The sequence below is a fragment of the Pseudomonas sp. PME37.24/025 genome, assembly GCF_055556615.1.
This window is the reverse complement of sequence record NZ_JBVHNK010000011.1, coordinates 80,369-101,495: the sequence shown is the minus strand read 5'-3', so window position 1 is coordinate 101,495 and position 21,127 is coordinate 80,369. Positions and strand designations below refer to the sequence as shown.

The following is a 21,127-nucleotide window of genomic DNA, read 5'->3' as shown; positions in this document are numbered from 1 at the left end:
CTTCTGACAGATGCATTTAAATGCAGGTGATGACGATATGTACGACCTGACTTTACAGATCTTTACCTCCGGGAATTGGCACGACGCCATGGTCTTCAACTTCGACAGCCCTGAAAAAGGGTTCGAAAGTCGATGCAACTTTGGCTACGAAACCTCCTATCTCGTCGAAAACATTGAGGGTATTGGAACACCCTTTGCCAAAGCCGTAAGTGCTAGGTTTCCTTTGGACTGGGAGGGTAAGCGATCCAACGCGCCAGCATTTCTGCACGACATCGCACCTGCCGGTGCCGCCAAGAAATTTCTGCTGACACACATAGGTCGTGACAAGCCTGCTGACGTCAGTGCCGACCTTTATTTACTGGCCAGAAGCACTCCGGCACCGATTGGCAATATGCGCATAAAGGAATCCGCCGAGGCAGTAGATCAGCGCGGGCCTATAGGGTTTAAACGCCAGGACGTCATTAGTCGTGATAACCGGTTTCTCGAATATGCCTATGAGCAGGGCGCTGCAATTGGTGGAGCAACGGGGGCAGGTGGCGAGGCGCCAAAACTTTTGTTAGCTCAGGGTAAGGGCACAGATCTATACCCCGATGCAGTATTGGACGATGCAGACGTTACCCAGCACTGGTTCGTGAAGTTCTCTCGCAATAAAGGAACCCGGAACGATCAGGACATTCTCAGAAGCGAGTACCACTACTACAAGGCACTACAAAAACTAGGCATCGAAACGGTGGCAGAACAGGGCTTGGCCTTGGAGGAGGCGACCAAACCTAGCTTGTGGATGCAGCGTTTTGATCGGCAAGTGACCCCTCAGGGTGTCGAGCGTTTTGCCGTGGAGTCGATCTACTCTCTGGCGCAAATCACCACGCCCGGTAGCCCGATGGACCACATGGAAGTTATCCGGCTGCTTGCGGGGCTATGGCGTGATGCAGGGCAGGCGGACCAAATCCCGAATCTCGTTGCTGACTATCTGCGTCGGGATCTGCTCAATAAAATCCTAGGCAACTCAGATAACCACGGGCGCAATACCGCAATCATCCGCGATACGGCCTCGTTTCGCCTGGCACCGATCTATGACTTGGCGCCAATGGTGATGGACGACGAAGGCGTCACAAGAACCACCAAGTGGCCGAAAGAGTTGGAGAGGGCTGGGGATGTAAATTGGCGTGGTGTGTGCCAGGCATTGGCCGACATCGCTGATCCGAATGATCCGCTGGCAGCGCTAATTGATTTGCCGGGTTCTTTTGAACGCCTGCGTGAGGATGCCAAATACTTGTTGGCACTCCCGGACATTCTGACTGACAGCGGATTGCCCGACGCCACAATGAATCACCCGCGAATTGCATTGAAAAATCTGGAGCAGCGTTTGAAAGAGTGGGACCTGAAATGAGCATGACAGTTGCCGAGCGCACATTGCTCATAGAAAGCATTCAAGAGGCGCTGGCCCAAGGCACTCTTGAGATTGGTGAGGCAGTCCGTCGCTTGCGGGTGGAAGTCACAGGCCTGCACCAGACCCAGTTTGCAAAGATGTGCAAAGTCTCGGTGCGCACGCTGGTGCATATCGAACATGGGGAGGGGAATCAGACGCTGAAATCGTTGAATTCGGTGTTCCGACCGTTTGGATTGAAGATGGGCGTGGTGCGGGTTCGACGTGATCTCAGCTGAATCGACACTGTTTGTAGGCGATGTCGACGGCGCTTGCTCAAGTCGGGCCACCAAATAACCCGAAACTTGAGCTTGCTCGGTGACATTCAAGACGGTATCTACACTATTCGAAGGCTGCGACTTTTCGCTAACTACGGCTCAAATACGCCTTCCCATAATGCCGCTCCATCCGCGCCTGAATCAGCTCCAGCCCGATCGACATCAACCAATAAATAATCGCCGCGGTCGTGAGCATTTCGATATAGCGATAACTCGAACGCCCATACGATTGCGCCAAAAACATCACTTCCCAAACCCCCATCACCGAAATCAGTGACGAGTCTTTGAGCATGGAGATGAACTGGTTGGTGGTGGGCGGGATGATGGTGCGCATGGCCTGGGGCAGGGTGACGCGCCAGAAGATCACGGTTTCGCGCATGCCCAGGGCCAATGATGCTTCGCGTTGGCCATGGGGGACGCCGAGGATGCCGGCGCGGAAGATTTCGCTCAGGTAAGCGCCGTAGTTCAGCGACAGCGCGATGATGCCCGCGGCGATGGCGCCCGGCACGATGCCCAATTGCGGTAAGCCGAGGTAGATCAGCAGGATCTGGATCAGCAGCGGTGTGCCGCGAAAGAACGAGGCATAGAAGCTTGCGATACCGAACGCCACCGCGCTTTTCGACAGCCGCGCCAACGCCGTGATGAAGCCCAGCAGCGATGACGTCACGATTGAGCACAGGCACAAGAACAACGTCAGCGCTGCGCCTTGCAGAAAGCCGTTGGGCGCCAGGTGCAGGCCGATCAGGTTCGGCAGTTTGTCGAGGATGATCGAGAACTTCAGGTCGAAGCTCAGGAAGAAACTCGCGAACAAGCCAAACATCGCCGCCCAGGTCAGGTACAGCCGCGTGCGGAATCCGAAAATCCGTTGCAGCAATGACTCAGCCACCGGTTGCGGTGGCTGAGGTGGTTTGGGGAAAGAAGTCATTTGCTGATGTCGGCGCCGATCCATTTTTGCGACAGTTTGCTCAGGGTTCCGTCTTGTTTCAACTGAGCGAAAACTTCACGCACTTTGCTGTTCCACTGCACGTCACCTTTTTCGATGGCCACCGAGTTCGGCTCCGCGTACAGCGGATCACCGGCGAGCTTGAAGCGTTTGTCCTCGTTCAGGCGTGGTTGCGCGGTCACCAGGTTGGTGAGAATTGCGTCCAGACGCACGCCAGCGCCCAGGCCCAAATCCTGGAAGGCCACGTTGTCGGTGTCATACGGGGCGATCTGCACGTTCTCGAACGGGTACTGCAGTTGGGTGTCTTCGGCGCCTTCGATCACCAGGTTTTTGTTCAGGTAGCTTTCATAACTGGAGGCGCTGGTGAGGCCGACTTTTTTGCCGCTCAGGTCCTTGGCGCTGTGAATGCTGTCGTTCTTGGCGTTGACCACAATCACGGCAGGGGACGCGTAGTATTCAACCGGGAAGTCGAAGACTTCGGCGCGGGCCTTGCTCGGAGTCATGGAGCAGATGCAGATGTCGTAGCGCCCGCTCCAGCGACCGGCGGCGATCACGTCCCAGGACGGTGTTTCGAGACGCAGCTTGACGCCCAGTTTGTCTGCCACGGCTTTGGCCACATCGACGTCGAAACCGTCGAGCTGGTTTTGGTCGTTGAGGAATGAGAAGGGTGGATAGCTTTCCATCAGCACGCCCACCAGTTCTTTCTTTTGCTCGATGCGATCCAGGGTGGCGCCTGCAAAGGCTTGGGTAGAGGCAGTCAGAATCGTCAGGCCCAGGGCCAGCAGTGGTTGAAATTTCACAGTTGATCCCTGAAAAAAAGAGGTTGTTATTAACCGGGTGGTGCGTATTAAATAGTTATAAGAACGACTCTGATAGTGAGTTATTTTCATAAGCTTATGAGTGAAAAGCATATGGGCGCAGACAGCACGGTAATTCTGGATGGCGGCATGGGGCGGGAGCTGCAACGCCGAGGGGCGCCGTTCAGGCAGCCCGAGTGGTCGGCGCTGGCCTTGAGCGAGGCGCCGCAAGCCGTAGAGGCGGTGCACGCGGCTTATATTGAAAGCGGCGCCAACGTGATCACCAGCAACAGTTACGCAGTGGTGCCGTTCCATATTGGCGAAGAGCGTTTTGCCGCTGAGGGGCAGGCGCTTGCGGCGTTGGCCGGTGAACTGGCCCGTCGTGCGGTCGATGCGGCGGGCAAACCGGTGCGTGTGGCCGGTTCATTGCCACCCTTGTTCGGCTCCTATCGTCCGGACCTGTTCGACGCTGCTCGCGTAACTGAATTGCTGGCGCCGCTGGTCAATGGACTGGCGCCTCATGTCGACCTGTGGCTGGCCGAAACCCAGAGTTCGACTGCCGAAGCAAAGGCGATCCATGCCGGTCTGCCGAAGGACGGCAAGCCGTTCTGGCTGTCGTTTACCTTGAAGGATGAAGACACCGACGAAGTGCCGCGTCTGCGTTCGGGTGAGCCCGTGGCTGAGGCCGCTGCGGTGGCGGCTGAGTTGGGTGTCGAGACCTTGCTGTTCAACTGCAGCCAGCCAGAAGTGATCGGCGCTGCGATTGATGCTGCGCGGGAAACCTTTGAACGTCTGGGTGTGAAGATTCACATCGGCGCCTACGCCAATGCCTTCCCGCCGCAGCCGAAAGAGGCCACGGCCAATGACGGTCTGGACCCGTTGCGCGACGATCTCGACCCACCGGGTTATTTACAGTGGGCGGCAGATTGGCAGAAGCGCGGGGCCAGCCATTTGGGCGGTTGCTGCGGGATCGGGCCGGAGCATATTGCGGTGTTGGCGCAGAAGTTAGCCTGATGCCATTCGCGGGCAAGCCTCGCTCCTACAGGTTTTCGGTTGACCATAAAATGGTGATCGACGCAAAACCCTTGTAGGAGCGAGGCCTGCTCGCGATGGCGTCCGTCCAGACGCCGAAGATTACTGGCGACACTCCACCAACGTTTTCAACTGCCCCGATTCCGTCTGGTTTTCATCGGACAGCCACCGCTCGAACCCTGCGCCAATCGCCGGCCATTCTGAATCCAGAATCGAATACCACGCCGTGTCACGGTTCTGACCCTTGACCACCATGTGCTGACGAAACACCCCTTCAAAACTGAACCCCAATCGCTCGGCCGCGTACTTGGAGCGGGCATTGCCGTTATTGCATTTCCATTCCAGACGCCGGTAACCCAACGCAAAGGATTCCTTGGCCAGCAGGTAAACCGCCTCGGTACTTTTCGGTGAACGCTGCATCGGTGCGCCGAAGGTCACATGGCCGATCTCGATGCGACCCTGAGAAGGCACAATCGACATCAGGCTGAGGATTCCCTGCACGTCGCCGCTGGCGCGGTCGATCACCGTGAAAAAATACGGGTCGCTGTTGGCCGCGTGGTTGCTCAGCCAAACGTCGAAAGCGCTGCGCTCCGGGAAAGGACCGTAAGGTAAATAGTCCCAGAGTTTCGGATCCGAGCCCGGACCTTCCAGGGCTTCCCACAAACCGTCGGCGTGACGGACCGGGTCAAGTTTTTCCAGGCGGATGAAACGCCCTTCAATCAGTTGGACCGAAGGCGGCGGAACACCTTTCCAGTCCGCGAGTGAAGTCGACATGCTGCTCTCCTTGAGTCTTAAAGGGCTTTGCAAAACTGGATGAAACCGGGGCGCTCGGCGATGCGCTTATAGAGCTGAATCGCGGTGGCGTTGGTTTCGTGGGTTAACCAATGGACTTCGCAGCATCCGTCGGCCTTGGCCGTGGTGTAGACGAATTCGATCAGTTGCCGACCGACACCGGTGCCACGGGTTTCGGGCGTCACCAGCAAGTCTTGCAGGTAGCAGGAGTTTTCGATGCTCCAGTTCGAGCGGTGGTAGATGAAATGCACCATGCCCACCGCTTTGCCATCGGCCCAGGCCAGCGCACCATGGGTCGGTTCGCTCGGATCGAGCAGGCGCTGCCAGGTGCTCTGGGTGACTGCATCGGGCAATTCGGTGTTGTAGAAGCGCAAGTAGGCTTGCCACAACGGCAGCCAGGCAGCGTGATCGTCGGCGGTGACCTGGCGGATGTCGATCTGACTCATGTGGATTCCTTAACGCATCAAGTGGGCGAGGGCCTGGTCGTGCACATCAGGGCTGGCGGCCAGCCCCTCGCGCACACCGGCGATGTCTGCAGCATTGCGGTTCTGGCTGAGCTTGCGTTTGCCCTCCAGACGCTGGATCGGCAAGGCAAAACCGACGATGGCCTTGAGCATGCCATCAATGTAGTCGGTGGGGGCATCGGCGACTTTCCATGGGTTAGCGCGGCCCGATTCATGACGATCAGTCAGGGCGCTGACCAGATTTCGCAGGCGGTCAGCGTCGCTGAACACTTCGGCGGTGCCGTAAGCGTGCACGGCGACGTAGTTCCAGGTCGGCACGACTTTGCCATGCTCGGCTTTGCTCGGATAAAACCCCGGGCTGACGTAAGCATCCGCACCGGCAAAAATCACCAGCGCCTGCGCGCCGTTCTGCAATTCCCGCCATTGCGGATTGGCCCGGGCGAAGTGGCCGTAGAGGGTGCCATTTGGGCCTTGATCAACATTGAGCAGCAAAGGTAAATGACTGGCTTGCAGGCCTTGCTCACCGTGGGTGACCAAGACCGCGAGACGAGTCCCGAGAATCTGCTGATGCAGTTCATTCAAATCATCGATGGTGAAAGAGCCGGGCGTGTACATGGAAATTTTCCTTGGCGAATGCCTGCATCCTAGGCAGGCTATTGGTCTGTTGTAAGAGCCATTAATGACCAATTTCATAGGTCCATTATTATGTCGAACACGCCGCTTCCTTCTTCATTCAACCCCGCGGGTATCGAACTTGATCGCCGTCAGGGCCTGAGTCGTCAGCTCTATCAAGCGCTGCGGGTGCGAGTGCTCGACGGACGACTGGCCAGCGGCACACGACTGCCGGCCAGTCGCGATCTGGCGGCGGCGTTATCGATTTCCCGTAACAGCGTGGTCCGTGCCTACGATCAGCTCTACGCTGAGGGCTTCATCGAGGGGCGTGTGGGTGACGGAACGTATGTCGCGCAATTGCCTCAAGCCGCAATGCCGGTAAAAAAACTATCCACAAAAGTATCCACAGGGTTTTCAACAGGGTTACCCACAGCCTTATCCACAAATTGGCTGGATTTACCTGTGGTTTCATCCAGTAAAGTTATCCACAGCGGTGCTTTGGGAAGGGTTGAAAAGAACCATTTGGCCTTGCCTCCCAGTGGTCCGCCTCGCGCATTCAGGGTTGGTGTTCCGGCTTTCGATCTGTTTCCTTTCGAGGTCTGGGCCAAGCTGAACGCGGCTTTCTGGCGTAAGCCGGATTTACAGCAACTGTGTTATGGCGATCCGGCGGGTGATGAACGCTTGCGCGGATTGATTGCGGCCTACTTGCGCAGCTCAAGGGGTATGCAGTGCTCGGCTGAGCAAATAGTGATCACCAGTGGCGCGCAACAGGGGATTAGCCTTTGTGCACAGTTGCTGGTGGAGCCTGGCGATGGAGTGGGCATTGAAAATCCGGGGTATCGAGCGGCGGGTCATGCCTTCGCTGTAGCCGGCGCGCGATTGCACGGGATAGCGGTGGACAGTGAGGGTATCGATTGTGCCGAATTGGCCGGGATTGAGAATTGCCGTCTCGCTTATGTCACGCCATCCCATCAGTACCCGACCGGTGTCGTCATGAGTCTCGCGCGACGTCTTGAGTTGCTGGCTTGGGCCGAACGCACGCAAGGCTGGATCATTGAAGATGATTACGACGGTGAGTACCGTTACAGCGGCGCGCCTCTAGCACCTTTGGCTGCACTGGATCGTCACGCCCGGGTGCTTTATGTCGGGACTTTCGGCAAGGTTGCGTTCCCGGCGTTGCGGCTGGGGTATCTGGTATTACCGATGGGGCTGGTCGAGGCATTTTCCCGGCGGCGTGCAGTGGACGTGCGGCATTCGGAAGTCAGCACGCAAGCGGTCATGGCCGAGTTCATGGCGACAGGACATTTTCAACGGCACATACGGCGTATGCGGCGTGCGGCGTTAATCAGACGCAACGCATTGCTTGCTGGCTGGCCTCGAGATATTCCTGGTGTTGGTGTTCCACCGAATGTCGCCGCAGGGCTGCACTTGACGATAGCGGTCAACTCTCAGGCTCGGGAACAGGAGTTGATCGAGCAGGCCGCCAGTGTCGATGTTGAAATCAGTGCGCTAAGCAACTATTGGTTGCCGGATTCTCACCCGCCGATGGATTTGCGTGCGGGGCTGGTGCTGGGCTTTGCGGCGGTGCCCGAGGCGACAATCAATGCAGCGCTCGGGCGTTTGGTCAAAGTCTGGCGTTCATAGCGTGACAATAACGTTCCACGCTTGCCCTTCAGCGTTCCCGCACAGGCTCAAGATCCAGAAACAGTTTGCGCAGGACCGGATCGTCTATTTTTCGCAGTACGCCATCGATCGGTTCGAAGGTACTCAACGCCATTTGCTGGTCGGGTGTAAGTGTCTTGAGATAGTCGTCTGAGACTTTCAGATGGGCTGTTCCGGGTCTGTCGGCCGGGCTATTGACGGTAGGGTAATGGAAGTGCGCGACCCAAATGGGCTGATGGGTATTGGCCTTGTCGAAAATCCGATACTCCTGAAAGTAATCTCCCAGTTGTTTGGTGCGGATTCGCCCTTGTTCATTGCGGCTGATATCGATCTGCTTATTCTCGTGCATCCATTTGAAGCTGCTTTGTGTGGGCTTGCGTTGTTTATAAAGGTTCGCTCGAACACTGACCCCTGCTTTACGCATTCTGTTGGCTGCCTGAATCAGTTCTGTGCTCAGTGTGGCGACAGGTGGTGGAGTTCCCGTGGCAGCTTTGATTCTGGTCATGGCTTGTTCAACGCTTGCAGCGTTTTGTTCAAGTTTCAGGGCTTGCTGATCGAATAGATCCTGCATGTCGGCGGGTATACGCCTGGGTCGAAAAGCGTCTTTACGGGTACGGTCAATAAACTGTTCACTCTCCTGGCTCAGCTCAAGACCGATGCCGATGATCTCCATGTCTTTCAAGGCGTGTAGCGGCTGTTTGGGGATCACAGGGATGAATGGCTTGAGCGGATCTTCCGTGGCTTTTGCTGCTTCATCGTCGCCCGGCTTGCGCGGCCGGCTCTTGCTGACTTTGACCGGCTGACGCGAAGGGGCTGGACGGTTTCGTCTGGACGGATTCTGCTGTGGCTCAAGCGCTTGTTCCGGCAGCAAAGACTGGAGCTGACTTTGTGCCAATTGTGCAAACTCTTCGATAAGACTTCGCAGATGGTCGATTTGATTTCGCTTAAGCAACTCAGGGTAGGTATCCGGTAACTCCTGGAGGCGTTGCTCTGCATCGGCAAATACTTCGACAAGGGAGTGGAGTTCTTCGATACGAACCTTTAAGTCGATACTGGCGTCTGCACCTTTTACCAGATCGGCAACTTGATGAGCGGCCCTGCCGGCACTCACGATAATGTTGCCGATGGCATTACGCGCTTCGGGCATCTCCGGGCTCGCCTGCTCTTGCACGCAAAGTTCCTGTGCCATGCCGATCTCATTGGCTTTCAGTTCCAGTGCCGTGAAAGAAGGTAGCAGTTTGCGAATATGCATGGCCTCGGTAATACCAGGTCTTCCTGCGGCTTTCATCCCTTCAAGTACGGTGTGCGAAATCGACAGTTTGTTGACCATTTCGTGACTCAAGTCTGTCGCCTGCTGAATGGTGTCGACATAGGTTTGCTGCGAAACGACCGCTTGGTCTGCGGCCTGAGCCAGTTTTTGGGTGGCCTCGATATATCGATTTTTCTTTGTGACGAACCAGAGCGACAGATACCTCTCCAATTCGGTGCTCAGGCGCAGCAAGTCATAGGTGTAACCTGTCGTACCGCCGAGGTTGCGCCACTCTTGCAATTGAGCGAGTGCTTGCTGGTACGTATCAATCATTGCTTCAAGTTTTTGCGAGTACAGCTCCGATATCCGATCGAAGTCGGCACCCTTGGCTTCGAGTACGTCCGTTTGCACTTTTGCCATCTCGATTTTGTCCAACGCTTCCTGGGTTCTGAATGACTGCAAGGCTGTTTCCAGTTCATGTTTACGCCGTTCTTTTGCGGCTTTGAGGGCTTTAAGACGACCTTTCGGTGACCCTCCTCGTAAACGCAATCTCAGGTCCAATACCCACTGGCCTGTTCCAGTGCGGGCCAGTAGCGGGCCATCCCGGTAGGGTTCATCGGGGGCCACAATGGTGACCTGGTCGTCGCCGTCCACCAGGACGTTGAACCAGCGCTCACCCACTTGTGCATAATTCCTGTCGTTAAGCTGGTAGAGATGGGGAGCTGCTTCGTTCACGATGGTCAGGTTGGCGTCGGCGAGGTCGGGCGGCGTGACCTTCAGCGTGTCCAGATAGGAGCCCAATGCGGAAGGGCTGCGCCGTGGGACCGACCCGGCCACCTCGAGCGAAGTGCAATGGTCCATTGGCAGTTCTCCTGAAAGCGGCACAGGGTTGAACGTGACAGTCGCGTAAACAGTCTCGGGCTGAATCTCCTTTTCTATCGATAACTTCTCGATTCGTGGTTTATCGGAGAGTGTTCTGCGTCGCATCACTGCGTGATGGCTGAGGATTATCCCGATGGTCAGCAGAACGTCCGCCGCCGATGTCCATTCAATGAAACGATCACCTCGATCACGGGCATCAAGTGCCTGTTGTATTGCATTGATGGATTGCCAGACCCAGATAGCAGTGCCTACAGCGCCGCTGAACACGTTCGCGGTGACCTCGAACAGAGCCCAACTGCTTTCTTTCAGCAAGCTCCAGCGTCGTTCGGCATTTGACTGCGCTTGCCGATCGGCCAGATCGATCAACGCCTTGGCATTGCTATTGAACAGCGTCGACAGGATGTCGCCGGTTATTTCGATATTTTCAAAAACCACACGCCCGAAGCTGTCCAGTCGTTGCAACGGGTTGATGACCTGTTCGGCGACTAGCCACGGAGAAGGCAGGCCGACCGGGAATACGTATTGAGCATATTCAAAGCTCAATGTTTTATCAGGCAGCCAGGCGAGCACCGAGTCTCTGAGTTCGCCGGGTTGGTGCAGCGCATACAACAGATTTTGTCGGGAAGGAAACTGAAGCAAGGGTTGATCCAGCAACGGACGATACAGTAGGCAGGGGCCGCTTTCGGCCTCTCGAGGGCTGATGATGAACATGTTCGTGACGCTGTCGCTGACGCCGATCAGGCGATGCTGTGGCGTCATCGATAACGGATATATCGCAATGGACTGCACGGTGTCGGTGTCAGGATTAAACAGTTCGCAAATGTACCGATAGCCCTGCTCATCGATTCCCGCTTCTTTTTTGACCTTGCCTTCAAGCGCCAACAGCGGCAGCAGTAATTGCAGCTGATCGCGATAGAAATCTTTCTGGCGTCGGGATTCGACAGGGTCGTCTATCAACTTGCGTTTGATCAGTTCGGGATAGGCCTTGCCGATGTTGACCTGGGTCGACATGTCCGTGAGGAACTCGGATGTTAGCCAGTCTGGAACTTGCTCTCCCTGTTTGAAAAAAACGGTGGCCCTATAGGGCGCTTCATTCTCCAGGGCAAATTCGGCAAGCGTTTCTGTGCGTTGATCCAGAGGGTTGGGCAGTATGAGGTTATCGACGGTGAAGCTATTGGTAACTTTGATCCGCAGTTCATTCAGTGAAAGGTTCGTGGCACCCACTGCACGTGAATCCTTGATGATCGCTTCACACATCCGGCGCTGGGCATAATCGGTAATGGCAGGAATCTCGCCTTTGGCCGCCTTGCTTTCGGGGCGGCGATATAACTTGCCCAATGCCGTGATGTAACGTCCGTAATCTTGTATATCGTCAACCGATGCCTCGCGCAGCCAGTCGGGAATCGCTGTTTCCAATTGCTGGTATCTTGCATGCTCGGTTTTATCGAGCCCGGATTCGGTCTCGTCGATGGCCGTTGGATCAAGGAACCTTAGCGTATCTATGGCATCGAGCTGCGATGACACCAACGCCCAGGCCATGTGATCGAAGATGTTGCCGTCGGGCTCGTATAGTCGCCATTTCGGAGTGCGCCCTGCCAGTTGTGCTTCCAGGCGAGCGGGAAGCAAATCACCCAATTGCGCCATCGAGCTGAACGACTCGTAACCGCCCTCGATTGTGTACAGCACTAACAATTCACGCTGGCGATACGTTGCCTTGAGCACCAAGGCACCTCCGATCAAGAGATGGCTGGCAACTTCATTCTCCAGGGCATCGACATCGATCAAACACGCCTGGATTGCTGACAAGTCGCTGTTTGCATTCTTGCGCGTGGCTTTGTCGGGATCGATGAACACTTCGCGCGCCATGGCGCACTCATCAGCGTCCCAGCCTTTGACTTTCTGCACATTCAGGGCTTTGCGCAACGAGTTGGAAAGCTCCTGCCAACGCGCGATGCTGTGTCCTTTGCTATTCCAGAAATCCAGTTGCCGGGCTTGAAGCTCGACAAACAGCAAAGGCGCCAGATCATTGAGCATTTCGGCAATTTCCTCGATGCTCACCGCAAGATGAACAGGGTTTAGGGCCTTTGGCTCAAGCGAGAGAAAGTGTTCTCCTTCGATGTAATTGGCCCTTGTGCCATAAAGACCTTGGTGAACCAGTGCGTGCGTGAGTGATTCGAATGTTGTAGGGCCGGCCTCGACCTGATCATTCACCACAAGCCATTGCGGTGTGGCGACGATGGCGGTGTCGGGATCGATATCCAGCTTTGGATAAAGCGTTTTCAATGACTGGCGTAGTTTGTGTGAAGCCACTTCATTGAGCGTTGGGCCGTGACTGGTCTGGCTGACGAGTTCACTTTTTTCCAATAGTAGCGTTGTATCGTTGGGCAGATTGTTTTCGGTCATGGTCGCTTCTTCGCTGCTGTGTTTCAGGACGAACAAGGTCCTGGCTGGCAACGAAAATAGGGCGCGTCAGGTACGACCGTGCGGTAATTAATTATCGGCAGGCCAAAAAAAGACCCGCACACAGACGGGTCTCGAATGGAATCGGGTGAAGGTTTCAAGTGCCGGATTTTATTTTGGTCCAGGCCCGGGTCCGCGCCCGCTCGGCGTCGCGAGGTAACGGTTGCAGGGTGTAGAGCGTGCTCATCGCCGTTTCGGTCGGGTACAGGTTCGGGTTGTTGCGGATCGCCGGGTCGACCATTTCCGTGGCGTCCTTGTTCGGGTTCGGGTAACCGACGAAGTCGCTGACTGGTGCGATGACCTGAGGTTGCAGCAAGTAGTTGATGAAGGTGTAAGCGTCTTCCGGGTTTTTCGCGCCTTTGGGGATCGCGAGCATGTCGAACCAGATCGGCGCGCCTTCTTTGGGCAGGCGCATGTCGACGATCACGCCATTTTTGGCTTCCTTGGCGCGGTTGGCGGCCTGGGAGAAGCTGCCGGAGTAACCGACCGCCACGCAGATGTCACCGTTGGCAATGTCGGCCATGTACTTGGACGAATGGAAGTAGGTGATGTACGGACGAATCTTCATCAGCAGCGCTTCAGCCTTGGCGTAGTCCGCCGGCTTCTTGCTGTTGGGGTCCAGACCGAGGTGTTGCAGGGCTAGCGGCAGAATCTCCGACGGCGAGTCGAGCAGGGCCACGCCGCACTGCTTGAGCTTGCTGATGTTCTCTTCCTTGAAGATCAGGTCCCAGCTGTCCACCGGTGCGTTGTCGCCCAGCGCCGCCTTGACCTTGTCCGGGTTGAAGCCGATCAGGATGGTCCCGTACATGTAAGGCACGGCGAATTTGTTACCGGGGTCGTTGGCTTCGATCAGCTTCATCAGCTTCGGATCGAGGTGGTTCCAGTTCGGCAGTTTGCTGCGGTCCAGTGGCTGGAACACCCCGGCTTCGATCTGCTTGGCGAGGAATACATTGGATGGCACCACCACGTCGTAACCGGAGTTGCCGGTCAGCAGCTTGGCTTCCAGCGCTTCATTGGTGTCGAAGATGTCGTAGACCAGTTTGGTCTGGGTGTTTTGGGCTTTGAAGTCTTCCAGCGCTTTGGGGGTGATGTAGTCGAACCAGTTGTACACCCGCAAGGTGCGTTCTTCTGCGTGAACAGCACCATTGAGTAACGTGGCGCATAGCACTGTGGGAAAGAGCGCTGGCGCGATAAAACGCTTGAGTCGGTTCATTTGTTCGAATTCCTCTGGGCACTTTCAAAACCTTCGAGAACGTTCACGGCATTGATGCCGATTTCTTCTACCGCGTAACCACCTTCCATCACGAACAGCGTCGGTTTGCCGAGACCCGCGATACGCGCGCCCATCGCCAGGTAATCGGGGCTGTCGAGTTTGAATTGGGAGATCGGGTCGTCCTTGAATGTATCCACACCCAGAGACACGACGATGATGTCGGCGCCGTACTTTTCGATCTCTTTGCAGGCCTGCTCCAGCGCCGCGCTCCAACTGTCCCAGCCTGAGCCGGCGGGCAAAGGGTAGTTGAAGTTGAACCCTTCGCCCGGGCCCTCACCGTGTTCGTCTTCGTAGCCGAGGAAGAACGGAAACTCGGCTTCCGGATGGCCATGGATCGAGGTGAACAGCACGTCGCTGCGCTCGTAGAAAATCGATTGGGTGCCGTTGCCGTGGTGGTAATCGACATCGAGGATCGCGACCTTTTTGTGGCCTTGATCGAGGAAAGCCTGAGCGGCGATGGCGGCGTTGTTGAGGTAGCAATAACCGCCCATCAAATCGCTGGCGGCATGGTGTCCCGGTGGACGGCACAAGGCGAAGGCACTGCGCGCTCCACGCTGGATCACCGCTTGAGCCGTGAGGGCAACTTGCGCCGCGCTGTACGCCGCTTGCCAGGTGCCGGCGGTAATCGGTGCGCCGCCGTCGAAGCTGTAATAGCCGAGCTGGCCGTGCAGGCTGGTGGGCATGATCCGGCGCAAGGTGCGGGCCGGCCAGGTATAGGGCAGCAAGTCGCCGTCTGTTTTGAATTCGGTCCAGCGCGCCCAGGCCCCTTTGAAGAAGTCGAGGTAGTCGCGGCTATGGATGCGCTCGATCGGCCCGAGGCCGAAATCTTGCGGCGCTTCGACCGGGCCGAGACGGCGGTACTGTACGCGTGCCAGCACATGGTCGGCCCGCGAGGGCATTTCGAAGCACGGCATCAATTGCCCGTCCATCAATTCACAACGGCCGTGATGCAGGTGGTGATCGTCCGAGTAGATCGTCAGCATTCTTGTTCTCCGCAGGCTGATTCGGTTGCATACAGTCTTGCGGCGGGCAGCGTTTGGGAGAACGGCAGGAAAGGCCAAAAGGGGATCGATATGGCCAAAAAAATTGACCGAAATTCGCCCCTTAATGGCACGCCGGCGCCCTCGAATGATGCATCCGACCCTGTAGGAGCGAGCGGTGCGGCGATCCGACTTGCCCGCGAAGCTTTTGGCGTACTTGAAGACGCCATCGCGAGCAGGCTCGCTCCCACAGTAGTTTTGCGCCGCACACAAATACGGGGTTCTCTGAAGATCCAATGTGGGAGCGAGCCTGCTCGCGATGACGGCATTCAGGACGCCGCAATCCTCAAGGTCTGAACTGACTCGGTGCCACGCCACTCCAGCGCACAAACGCATGGCGGAAGCTCGCGGTCTCGCTGAACCCCAACGCCTCGGCAATTCGATAAATCGGCAATTGATCTTCGCAGAGCATTCGCTTGGCCTGCTCGAAGCGCAACTCATCGAGCAGTTCCTGATAGCTGCAACCCAGGTCCTTCAGATGTCGACGCAGCGTGCGCGCCGAGCAGTTCAGCTGTTCGGCCAACCCATCCAGGCCCGGCGCCGCGCTCAGTTGCTCCGCGAGTAGTTGGCGGATACGCCCGAGCCAGGCCTGACGCCCGGTGAATTCGGTGTTTTGCTTGCGGCAACGCTCGGCCATGGCTTGCTGCGTAATGGCGTCGGCCAGAGGCAGGGGTTGTTCGAGCCAGTGTTTATCGAAGGCAAAGGCATTGGACACAGCATCGAACTGCAAGGGGCAGTCGAAACGCTCGGCGTAGCGCGCCTGATAGTCCGGCGCCGGGTGTTCGAAGCGGGCGCCGAGCAGCGGCAGAGGGTGGCCGAGCAGGTCTTCGCAGGTGACTTTCATCGAGACCAGGCAAAACTCGACATTGAACGGTGCCAGCGCCGGATTTTCCCGATAGTCGCCGGCGGTGAGCCAGATGCGTTCGCCATCTTCTTCCAGGCTCAACTCGAACAGTGTTCCCAATAGCGCCGGATAGTGCAGCGCCAGTCGCAAGGCGTCACCTAAAGTGGCGCTGGTGAGTAAGGCGTACCCGAGCATGCCATAGGACGAGACATGCATCCGCCGGCCCAACTCCAGGCCGATATCGTGGCGTAACGCGACGGCGTTGGCGCAAACCCGCATCTCTTGGTTGGTGGTAATACGCGTATCCGCCCGGCTCAGATCCGCCGCGCTGATGCCGCTGCCGGCCAGCAATGCATCGCTCGACAGGCCTTCGGCCTTGAAGGTGTTGAGCACCAGAGAGACGGCGTTGAGGGTGGTGAGGTGGGAGTGGAGCATGGGTAGTTCCAGCCGTTAAGTAGCTGGAGGCGAGCAAGTTATATGCCCAACAACGATCCTGTAGGAGCGGGCTTTTGTGGTGAGGGGGCTTGCCCCCGTTCGGCTGCGAAGCAGCCGTAAATGGGTGACGCGCATTAACTGAAAAACGCGCCTACTGGCTTCGGGAGTGCTTCGCACTCCAACGGGGGCAAGCCCCCTCACCACAAAAGCCCTCTCCCACAAGGTTTGTGTCAGCTCAGTTCGCCGCAAAGATCGAGTTCAACCAGCCACCGAACTTCAGTGGTCTCAAGCCCTGCACCCAGCAACCCATGCAACTTGCCAAACGCTGCCTCGCGAGTCATGCCGCCACCGGACAACACACCGGCGTCACGCAAGCGGCTGCCTGCCTCGTACACGTCGAGCTGCACGCCACCTTCATGACATTGCGTCACCGCGACCACCACCACACCTTGATCTCGCGCCCGTTCCAGGCTGGCGAGAAACTCGGGGTTGTCGCTTGGCCCGGTACCACTGCCATAACATTCCAGCACCAGACCCTGAATACCGCTGTTGAGCAGGCCATCCAGTTGATCGGCACCGATGCCTGGGAACAGCGGCAGCACCGCGACCTTCGCCAGCTGTTTAGGCTGGTTGTAGTTCAGCGGCTCAGGTATCGAGGACGCTTTCACGCCGCCACCCTGACGCTCCAGCCGCTTGAACGGATGACGACCGAAGCTGCGAACCTTGGCGCAACGGGTCGGGTCGAGCAGTTCGCCGTGGAAGTACAGATGAACGCCCGGTGCGAGGCCCTGGCCAAGAGCAACCAACGCACCGCTGAGGTTCTCCCAGGCATCGCTGTCGGTCACGCCGGCCGGCAGCATCGAACCGGTGAAGCACACGCGGGCATGCAGACCGAGCAATTGAAAGCTCATGGCCGCGGCGCTGTAGGCCAGGGTGTCGGTGCCGTGCAGGATCAACACGCTGTCGCAGCCCTGGACATCAACGGCATCGACCACCGCTTCACGCAGTTGCTGCCAGTAGGCGGGCGTCATGTTGGCGCTGTCGATCAGCGGCGACATCTCGCGAAAGCGCCACTGCGGTACCACCAGTTCGGGTTGGCTGTGCAGATACTCACGCATCCGCGCTTCGAAACCGGACGCCGGGGCCAGGCCGTGAGCACTGGCTTGCATGCCGATGGTGCCACCGGTGTACAGCACCATGACGTGCTGGGCGGCAGGAAAAGTCGAAGGGTTCATGGAGGTTCTCCGAAAACGATGTGGGAGCGACGGTGCGACGATTCGACCTGCTCGCGATGGACCGGGGTCGCGCTCGATCGATGTGGTCTCAAGTTCGAACCAAAACGGCAGCATCAAAAAAGCTGCCACAACATACGACCGAGCATGACGCCGGTCGCAAGCTGTGTCACGCCGGGCGCAGGGGATGCGCCCGGTTTTTTACCGATCAGCGTTGCGCTGCGGTCACGCCTTCCGACTGAGGCTGTGCCTGAGGGGCTGCGGCTGGCGGATTGGCTGGCCAGGCTTTCAGGTCCAGGTCCAGATCCGGGAACTTGCTCGAATCGAACACTGGAGTCTTGATGCCGGCAGCGCGCTGGTCATCGTAGTCACGCAGGATGCGCATGCCGACCTTGAACAGCAGGAACAGCGCGATCAGGTTCACGAACGCCAGCAGGGTCATGGTGATGTCGGCGAACGCGAACACCGTGCTGAGGTTTTCGATGGCACCCCAGAAGATCAGTACCAGTACCAGCGCGCGATAGGCGATCAGTGCCTTGCGGTTTTCGCCGATCATGAAGCGCAGGTTGTTCTCGCCCAGATAGTAGTTGTAGAGAATCGAGGTGAATACGAACAGCGCCAGAGCCACGGAGATGAACATCCGACCCCACTCACCGACTACGGCAGCCAGGGAGTTCTGGGTCAGGGCAATGCCGTCGCCTTCGAAGCCCGGGGTGTAGAAGCCCGACAGCAGGATCAGCAATGCGGTGCAGGTGCAGATCACGAAGGTGTCGAGGAACACGCTGAACGCCTGAACCACACCTTGCGAAACCGGATGCTCGACCGAGGCCACAGCGGCGACGTTCGGCGCACTGCCCAGGCCTGCTTCGTTGGCGAACACGCCGCGCTTCACGCCCATGACGATGGCGCTGCCGATCAGGCCGCCGAACGCCTGGTCCAGACCGAAGGCGCTCTTGACGATGGTCATCAACATGCCCGGAACGTGGTCGAACTGCAGCACGATCACGTAGATGGTCACGCCGATGTACACCAGGGTTTTCACCGGTACCAACAGGTCAGCGACCTTGGCAATCCGCTTGATACCGCCGATGAACACCAGACCCAGCAATACCGCCAGGCCAAGGCCGGTGTATGTAGTGTCGAGGCCGAAGGCATTGTTCAGCGAGTGGGTTACGGCGTGGGCTTGCAGGCCGTTGAAGGCAAAGCCAAAGGTGATCAGCAGCAGGAACGCCATGATCATCCCCAGCCAGCGTTTCTGCAGGCCGTGCTGAATGTAAAAGGACGGGCCGCCACGGAACTGACCTTCGGAGTCGCAGCGCTTATAGAGCTGGCCGAGGGAGCATTCGAAGAAGCTGCTGGACATGCCGACCAGCGCGGTCACCCACATCCAGAACACCGCACCGGGGCCACCAAGGGTCACGGCAATACCGACACCGGCGATGTTGCCCGCACCGACGCGGCCGGCGAGGCTGAGCATCAGGGCCTGGAATGAGCTGAGCTGGCCAGCACTGCTTTTCAGGCTGTCGCGGAAGACCGCGAACATGTGAAAGAAATGGCGGAACTGAACGAAACGCGAGCGGATCGTGAAGTAGCTACCGAGCCCGACAATGAGCACGATCAGTACTTTCCCTGAGAGGAAGTCGTTGATGACTTCGAGCATGGATTTTTCCTCGCTGTTTTTTGTGGGTGCAGATGCTGGATGGTCCGACATATTGCGTTACACCCGCTTGCGCGTGGCTCAGCAGGTGGATCGACGTTCGTTCCGGTTCCATATCGCGGGATTGTTATTAGTTCGGGTTTCGCATGGGTTTGGGCCTCGTTAACGACGAGCACTCACGCGAAGAGGGCCGGCACTATACATAAGGAGAGTGCCGTCCGTCTGCACGATTGTGGTGCAAGCGACGAAACGAGAGCGCTGCAAAATCAAAAAATTGCAGCCTTCGGCAGCTTCTACAGAGGGTCTCAAACCCTGTGGAAGCTGACGAAGGCTGCGATCTTGGGGGCACTTAAAACATTCTTCATGTTTGGAAAATCCGCGAAAGGGTAAAAAAAAGGGCTTGAGGGAAGAAATCCCCAAGCCCTCAAAAGGTGAGAGGTGTCTAGTCCCTCGACCTGGTGAGCGTGGCTCTTCACTAGAAGAGCCGGCGTTTGGTTAAGCCTTCAGAGGCACCAGACGCGGAGCAATCATGTTTTCCGGACGCAGGATGTCGGCGAGCATTTCTTCGTCGAGCAAGCCTTCTTCACGCACCAGTTCCAGCACGCCGCGGCCGCTTTCAAGAGCGATACGGGCAATGCGGGTGGCGTTTTCATAGCCGATGTACGGGTTCAGCGCGGTGACCAGGCCGATCGAGTGTTCGACCAGTTCACGGCAGCGCTCTTCGTTGGCGGTGATGCCGACGATGCAGTGCTCGCGCAGCATGTCCATGGCGCGCTGCAGCAGGCGGATCGAGTCGAAGATCTTGAAGGCGATCAGCGGTTCCATCACGTTCAGTTGCAGCTGGCCGCCTTCGGCAGCGATGGTCAGGGCCAAGTCGTTGCCGATGATCTGGAACGCCACCTGGTTCACGGCCTCCGGGATAACCGGGTTGACCTTGCCTGGCATGATCGAGCTGCCTGGCTGACGTGCTGGCAGGTTGATTTCGTTGATGCCGGTGCGTGGACCGCTGGACAGCAGGCGCAGGTCGTTGCAGATTTTCGACAGCTTGACTGCGGTGCGCTTGAGCATGCCGGAGAACAACACGAAGGCGCCCATGTCGGAGGTGGCCTCGATCAGGTCGGCAGCCGGCACCAGCGGTTGACCGCTGATCGTTGCCAGACGCTGAACGGCCAGGGCTTGATAACGCGGGTCAGCGTTGATGCCGGTACCGATCGCGGTGCCGCCCAGGTTCACTTCAGTCAGCAGCTCAGGTGCCAGGGTCTTCAGGCGCGCCAGGTCTTCGCTCAGGGTGGTGGCGAAGGCGCGGAATTCCTGGCCCAGGGTCATCGGCACGGCGTCTTGCAGTTGGGTACGACCCATCTTCAGAACGTGGCTGAATTCTTCACCTTTGGCGGCGAACGACTGGATCAGGCTGTCGAGGCTGGCCAGCAGCGCGTCGTGACCCAGCAGCAGACCCAGACGGATCGCGGTCGGGTAGGCGTCGTTGGTCGACTGCGCCATGTTCACGTCGTTGTTCGGATGCAGGTACTGATATTCGCCCTTGCTGTGGCCCATGGCCTCCAGCGCGATGTTGGCGATGACTTCGTTGGCATTCATGTTGGTTGAAGTGCCAGCGCCGCCTTGAATCATGTCCACCACGAATTCTTCGTGGAAATCACCGCGGATCAATCGGGCACAGGCTTCGCTGATGGCAGCGTGCTTGGCGTCGCTCAGGTGACCCAGCTCGCGGTTGGCGTCAGCGGCGGCCTGTTTGACCATCGCCAGACCGACAACCAGTTTTGGGTAATGCGAAATCGGAACGCCGGAGAGGCGGAAGTTGTTCACCGCTCGCAGGGTCTGGATACCGTAATACGCTTGAGCAGGTACTTCGAGTACGCCAAGCAGGTCTTTTTCTGTGCGGAAAGATGCAGCGGAGGACATGATAGAAATCATCTCGATAGGGACCCGGTCTGTGCCGGAACACTGCAAATCCTAGGCTGGTGAACTATTTTGGGCCAATGCTGTTAAACACTAGCCTATGCACATTCGGCATAATGCCCGTGTGACGCC

Annotated in this window: 17 protein-coding genes; 5 read left to right on the top strand and 12 right to left on the bottom strand. The window is 57.6% G+C overall.

The genetic code is table 11. From position 1 onward, the window contains the following. Positions 1-37: 37 nt before the first annotated feature. Both ACZ3HH_RS20385 and ACZ3HH_RS20380 read left to right on the top strand, forming a co-directional pair. Positions 38-1,390 carry a HipA domain-containing protein gene (locus ACZ3HH_RS20385; protein WP_465807109.1) on the top strand — a complete coding sequence of 451 codons (1,353 nt, stop codon included), beginning with the start codon at positions 38-40 and terminating at the stop codon, positions 1,388-1,390. Then, positions 1,387-1,665, top strand: coding sequence for a helix-turn-helix domain-containing protein (locus ACZ3HH_RS20380; protein ID WP_465807107.1), 279 nt, complete (start codon positions 1,387-1,389; stop codon positions 1,663-1,665). The genes ACZ3HH_RS20385 and ACZ3HH_RS20380 overlap by 4 nt, the downstream gene beginning before the upstream one ends. A 127-nt stretch (positions 1,666-1,792) precedes the next feature. Here ACZ3HH_RS20380 and ACZ3HH_RS20375 read toward each other — a convergent pair whose 3' ends face one another. After that, a complete protein-coding gene (locus ACZ3HH_RS20375; protein WP_367373605.1) occupies positions 1,793-2,629 on the bottom strand; it encodes an amino acid ABC transporter permease in 837 nt (278 codons plus the stop codon). Next, positions 2,626-3,447, bottom strand: a complete 822-nt coding sequence (locus tag ACZ3HH_RS20370; protein WP_465807104.1) for an ABC transporter substrate-binding protein — start codon at positions 3,445-3,447, stop codon at positions 2,626-2,628. Before ACZ3HH_RS20370 ends, ACZ3HH_RS20375 begins: the two co-directional genes overlap by 4 nt. Before the next feature lie 111 nt (positions 3,448-3,558). Here ACZ3HH_RS20370 and ACZ3HH_RS20365 point away from each other — a divergent pair, with 111 nt between their 5' ends. Then, complete coding sequence (locus tag ACZ3HH_RS20365; RefSeq protein ID WP_465807102.1) at positions 3,559-4,458, top strand: homocysteine S-methyltransferase family protein; 900 nt, start codon at positions 3,559-3,561, stop codon at positions 4,456-4,458. 120 nt (positions 4,459-4,578) lie between these two features. On the opposite strand, the gene ACZ3HH_RS20360 is transcribed toward ACZ3HH_RS20365, so the two are convergent. From ACZ3HH_RS20360 to ACZ3HH_RS20350, 3 genes are read right to left on the bottom strand one after another with little or no spacing between them, the layout of a single operon-like run. Beyond that, complete coding sequence (locus ACZ3HH_RS20360; RefSeq protein ID WP_465807100.1) at positions 4,579-5,250, bottom strand: GNAT family N-acetyltransferase; 672 nt, start codon at positions 5,248-5,250, stop codon at positions 4,579-4,581. 17 nt (positions 5,251-5,267) lie between these two features. Further along, the gene (locus ACZ3HH_RS20355) at positions 5,268-5,714 is read right to left on the bottom strand and encodes a GNAT family N-acetyltransferase (protein WP_465807098.1); all 447 of its coding nucleotides are present in this window, start codon (positions 5,712-5,714) and stop codon (positions 5,268-5,270) included. A 9-nt stretch (positions 5,715-5,723) separates the two neighbouring features. After that, a complete protein-coding gene (locus ACZ3HH_RS20350) occupies positions 5,724-6,347 on the bottom strand; it encodes an FMN-binding negative transcriptional regulator (protein ID WP_465807096.1) in 624 nt (207 codons plus the stop codon). A 90-nt stretch (positions 6,348-6,437) separates the two neighbouring features. On the opposite strand from ACZ3HH_RS20350, the gene pdxR reads away from it, so the two are divergent. After that, complete coding sequence (gene pdxR, locus ACZ3HH_RS20345) at positions 6,438-7,988, top strand: MocR-like pyridoxine biosynthesis transcription factor PdxR (RefSeq protein WP_465807094.1); 1,551 nt, start codon at positions 6,438-6,440, stop codon at positions 7,986-7,988. A 28-nt stretch (positions 7,989-8,016) separates the two neighbouring features. On the opposite strand, the gene ACZ3HH_RS20340 is transcribed toward pdxR, so the two are convergent. From ACZ3HH_RS20340 to ACZ3HH_RS20330, 3 genes are all read right to left on the bottom strand, one after another. Further along, positions 8,017-12,540 (bottom strand): dermonecrotic toxin domain-containing protein, encoded by a 4,524-nt coding sequence (locus tag ACZ3HH_RS20340; protein WP_465807092.1) that lies wholly within the window; start codon positions 12,538-12,540, stop codon positions 8,017-8,019. 154 nt (positions 12,541-12,694) lie between these two features. Beyond that, the gene (locus tag ACZ3HH_RS20335; RefSeq protein WP_465807089.1) at positions 12,695-13,810 is read right to left on the bottom strand and encodes a polyamine ABC transporter substrate-binding protein; all 1,116 of its coding nucleotides are present in this window, start codon (positions 13,808-13,810) and stop codon (positions 12,695-12,697) included. Beyond that, complete coding sequence (locus ACZ3HH_RS20330; protein WP_465807087.1) at positions 13,807-14,853, bottom strand: histone deacetylase family protein; 1,047 nt, start codon at positions 14,851-14,853, stop codon at positions 13,807-13,809. The genes ACZ3HH_RS20335 and ACZ3HH_RS20330 overlap by 4 nt, the downstream gene beginning before the upstream one ends. A gap of 90 nt (positions 14,854-14,943) precedes the next feature. Between ACZ3HH_RS20330 and ACZ3HH_RS20325 the strand changes: the two genes are divergently transcribed. Further along, positions 14,944-15,207, top strand: coding sequence for a hypothetical protein (locus ACZ3HH_RS20325; RefSeq protein WP_465807085.1), 264 nt, complete (start codon positions 14,944-14,946; stop codon positions 15,205-15,207). Here the strand turns inward: ACZ3HH_RS20325 and ACZ3HH_RS20320 are convergent. From ACZ3HH_RS20320 to aspA, 4 genes are all read right to left on the bottom strand, one after another. Then, on the bottom strand, positions 15,197-16,189 hold the full coding sequence (locus ACZ3HH_RS20320) for an AraC family transcriptional regulator (protein ID WP_465807083.1): 993 nt from the start codon (positions 16,187-16,189) through the stop codon (positions 15,197-15,199). The genes ACZ3HH_RS20325 and ACZ3HH_RS20320 overlap by 11 nt on opposite strands. Positions 16,190-16,419: 230 nt before the next feature. After that, on the bottom strand, positions 16,420-17,424 hold the full coding sequence (locus ACZ3HH_RS20315) for an asparaginase (RefSeq protein WP_465807081.1): 1,005 nt from the start codon (positions 17,422-17,424) through the stop codon (positions 16,420-16,422). Positions 17,425-17,629: 205 nt separating this feature from the next. After that, complete coding sequence (locus tag ACZ3HH_RS20310; protein WP_465807079.1) at positions 17,630-19,081, bottom strand: alanine/glycine:cation symporter family protein; 1,452 nt, start codon at positions 19,079-19,081, stop codon at positions 17,630-17,632. A gap of 492 nt (positions 19,082-19,573) precedes the next feature. Further along, positions 19,574-20,998, bottom strand: coding sequence for an aspartate ammonia-lyase (gene aspA, locus ACZ3HH_RS20305; protein ID WP_367373617.1), 1,425 nt, complete (start codon positions 20,996-20,998; stop codon positions 19,574-19,576). Between the last annotated feature and the right edge of the window lie 129 nt (positions 20,999-21,127).

Excerpts from the sequence above, each read along its gene's own strand:
- ACZ3HH_RS20350 (WP_465807096.1), bottom strand. The coding sequence starts at position 6,347 with ATGTACACGCCCGGCTCTTTCACCATCGATGATTTGAATGAACTGCAT.
- pdxR (WP_465807094.1), top strand. The coding sequence starts at position 6,438 with ATGTCGAACACGCCGCTTCCTTCTTCATTCAACCCCGCGGGTATCGAA.
- ACZ3HH_RS20385 (WP_465807109.1), top strand. The coding sequence starts at position 38 with ATGTACGACCTGACTTTACAGATCTTTACCTCCGGGAATTGGCACGAC.
- ACZ3HH_RS20380 (WP_465807107.1), top strand. The coding sequence starts at position 1,387 with ATGAGCATGACAGTTGCCGAGCGCACATTGCTCATAGAAAGCATTCAA.
- ACZ3HH_RS20365 (WP_465807102.1), top strand. The coding sequence starts at position 3,559 with ATGGGCGCAGACAGCACGGTAATTCTGGATGGCGGCATGGGGCGGGAG.
- ACZ3HH_RS20355 (WP_465807098.1), bottom strand. The coding sequence starts at position 5,714 with ATGAGTCAGATCGACATCCGCCAGGTCACCGCCGACGATCACGCTGCC.
- ACZ3HH_RS20340 (WP_465807092.1), bottom strand. The coding sequence starts at position 12,540 with ATGACCGAAAACAATCTGCCCAACGATACAACGCTACTATTGGAAAAA.
- ACZ3HH_RS20330 (WP_465807087.1), bottom strand. The coding sequence starts at position 14,853 with ATGCTGACGATCTACTCGGACGATCACCACCTGCATCACGGCCGTTGT.
- ACZ3HH_RS20320 (WP_465807083.1), bottom strand. The coding sequence starts at position 16,189 with ATGCTCCACTCCCACCTCACCACCCTCAACGCCGTCTCTCTGGTGCTC.
- ACZ3HH_RS20325 (WP_465807085.1), top strand. The coding sequence starts at position 14,944 with ATGGCCAAAAAAATTGACCGAAATTCGCCCCTTAATGGCACGCCGGCG.
- ACZ3HH_RS20335 (WP_465807089.1), bottom strand. The coding sequence starts at position 13,810 with ATGAACCGACTCAAGCGTTTTATCGCGCCAGCGCTCTTTCCCACAGTG.
- ACZ3HH_RS20315 (WP_465807081.1), bottom strand. The coding sequence starts at position 17,424 with ATGAACCCTTCGACTTTTCCTGCCGCCCAGCACGTCATGGTGCTGTAC.
- ACZ3HH_RS20310 (WP_465807079.1), bottom strand. The coding sequence starts at position 19,081 with ATGCTCGAAGTCATCAACGACTTCCTCTCAGGGAAAGTACTGATCGTG.
- ACZ3HH_RS20375 (WP_367373605.1), bottom strand. The coding sequence starts at position 2,629 with ATGACTTCTTTCCCCAAACCACCTCAGCCACCGCAACCGGTGGCTGAG.
- aspA (WP_367373617.1), bottom strand. The coding sequence starts at position 20,998 with ATGTCCTCCGCTGCATCTTTCCGCACAGAAAAAGACCTGCTTGGCGTA.
- ACZ3HH_RS20360 (WP_465807100.1), bottom strand. The coding sequence starts at position 5,250 with ATGTCGACTTCACTCGCGGACTGGAAAGGTGTTCCGCCGCCTTCGGTC.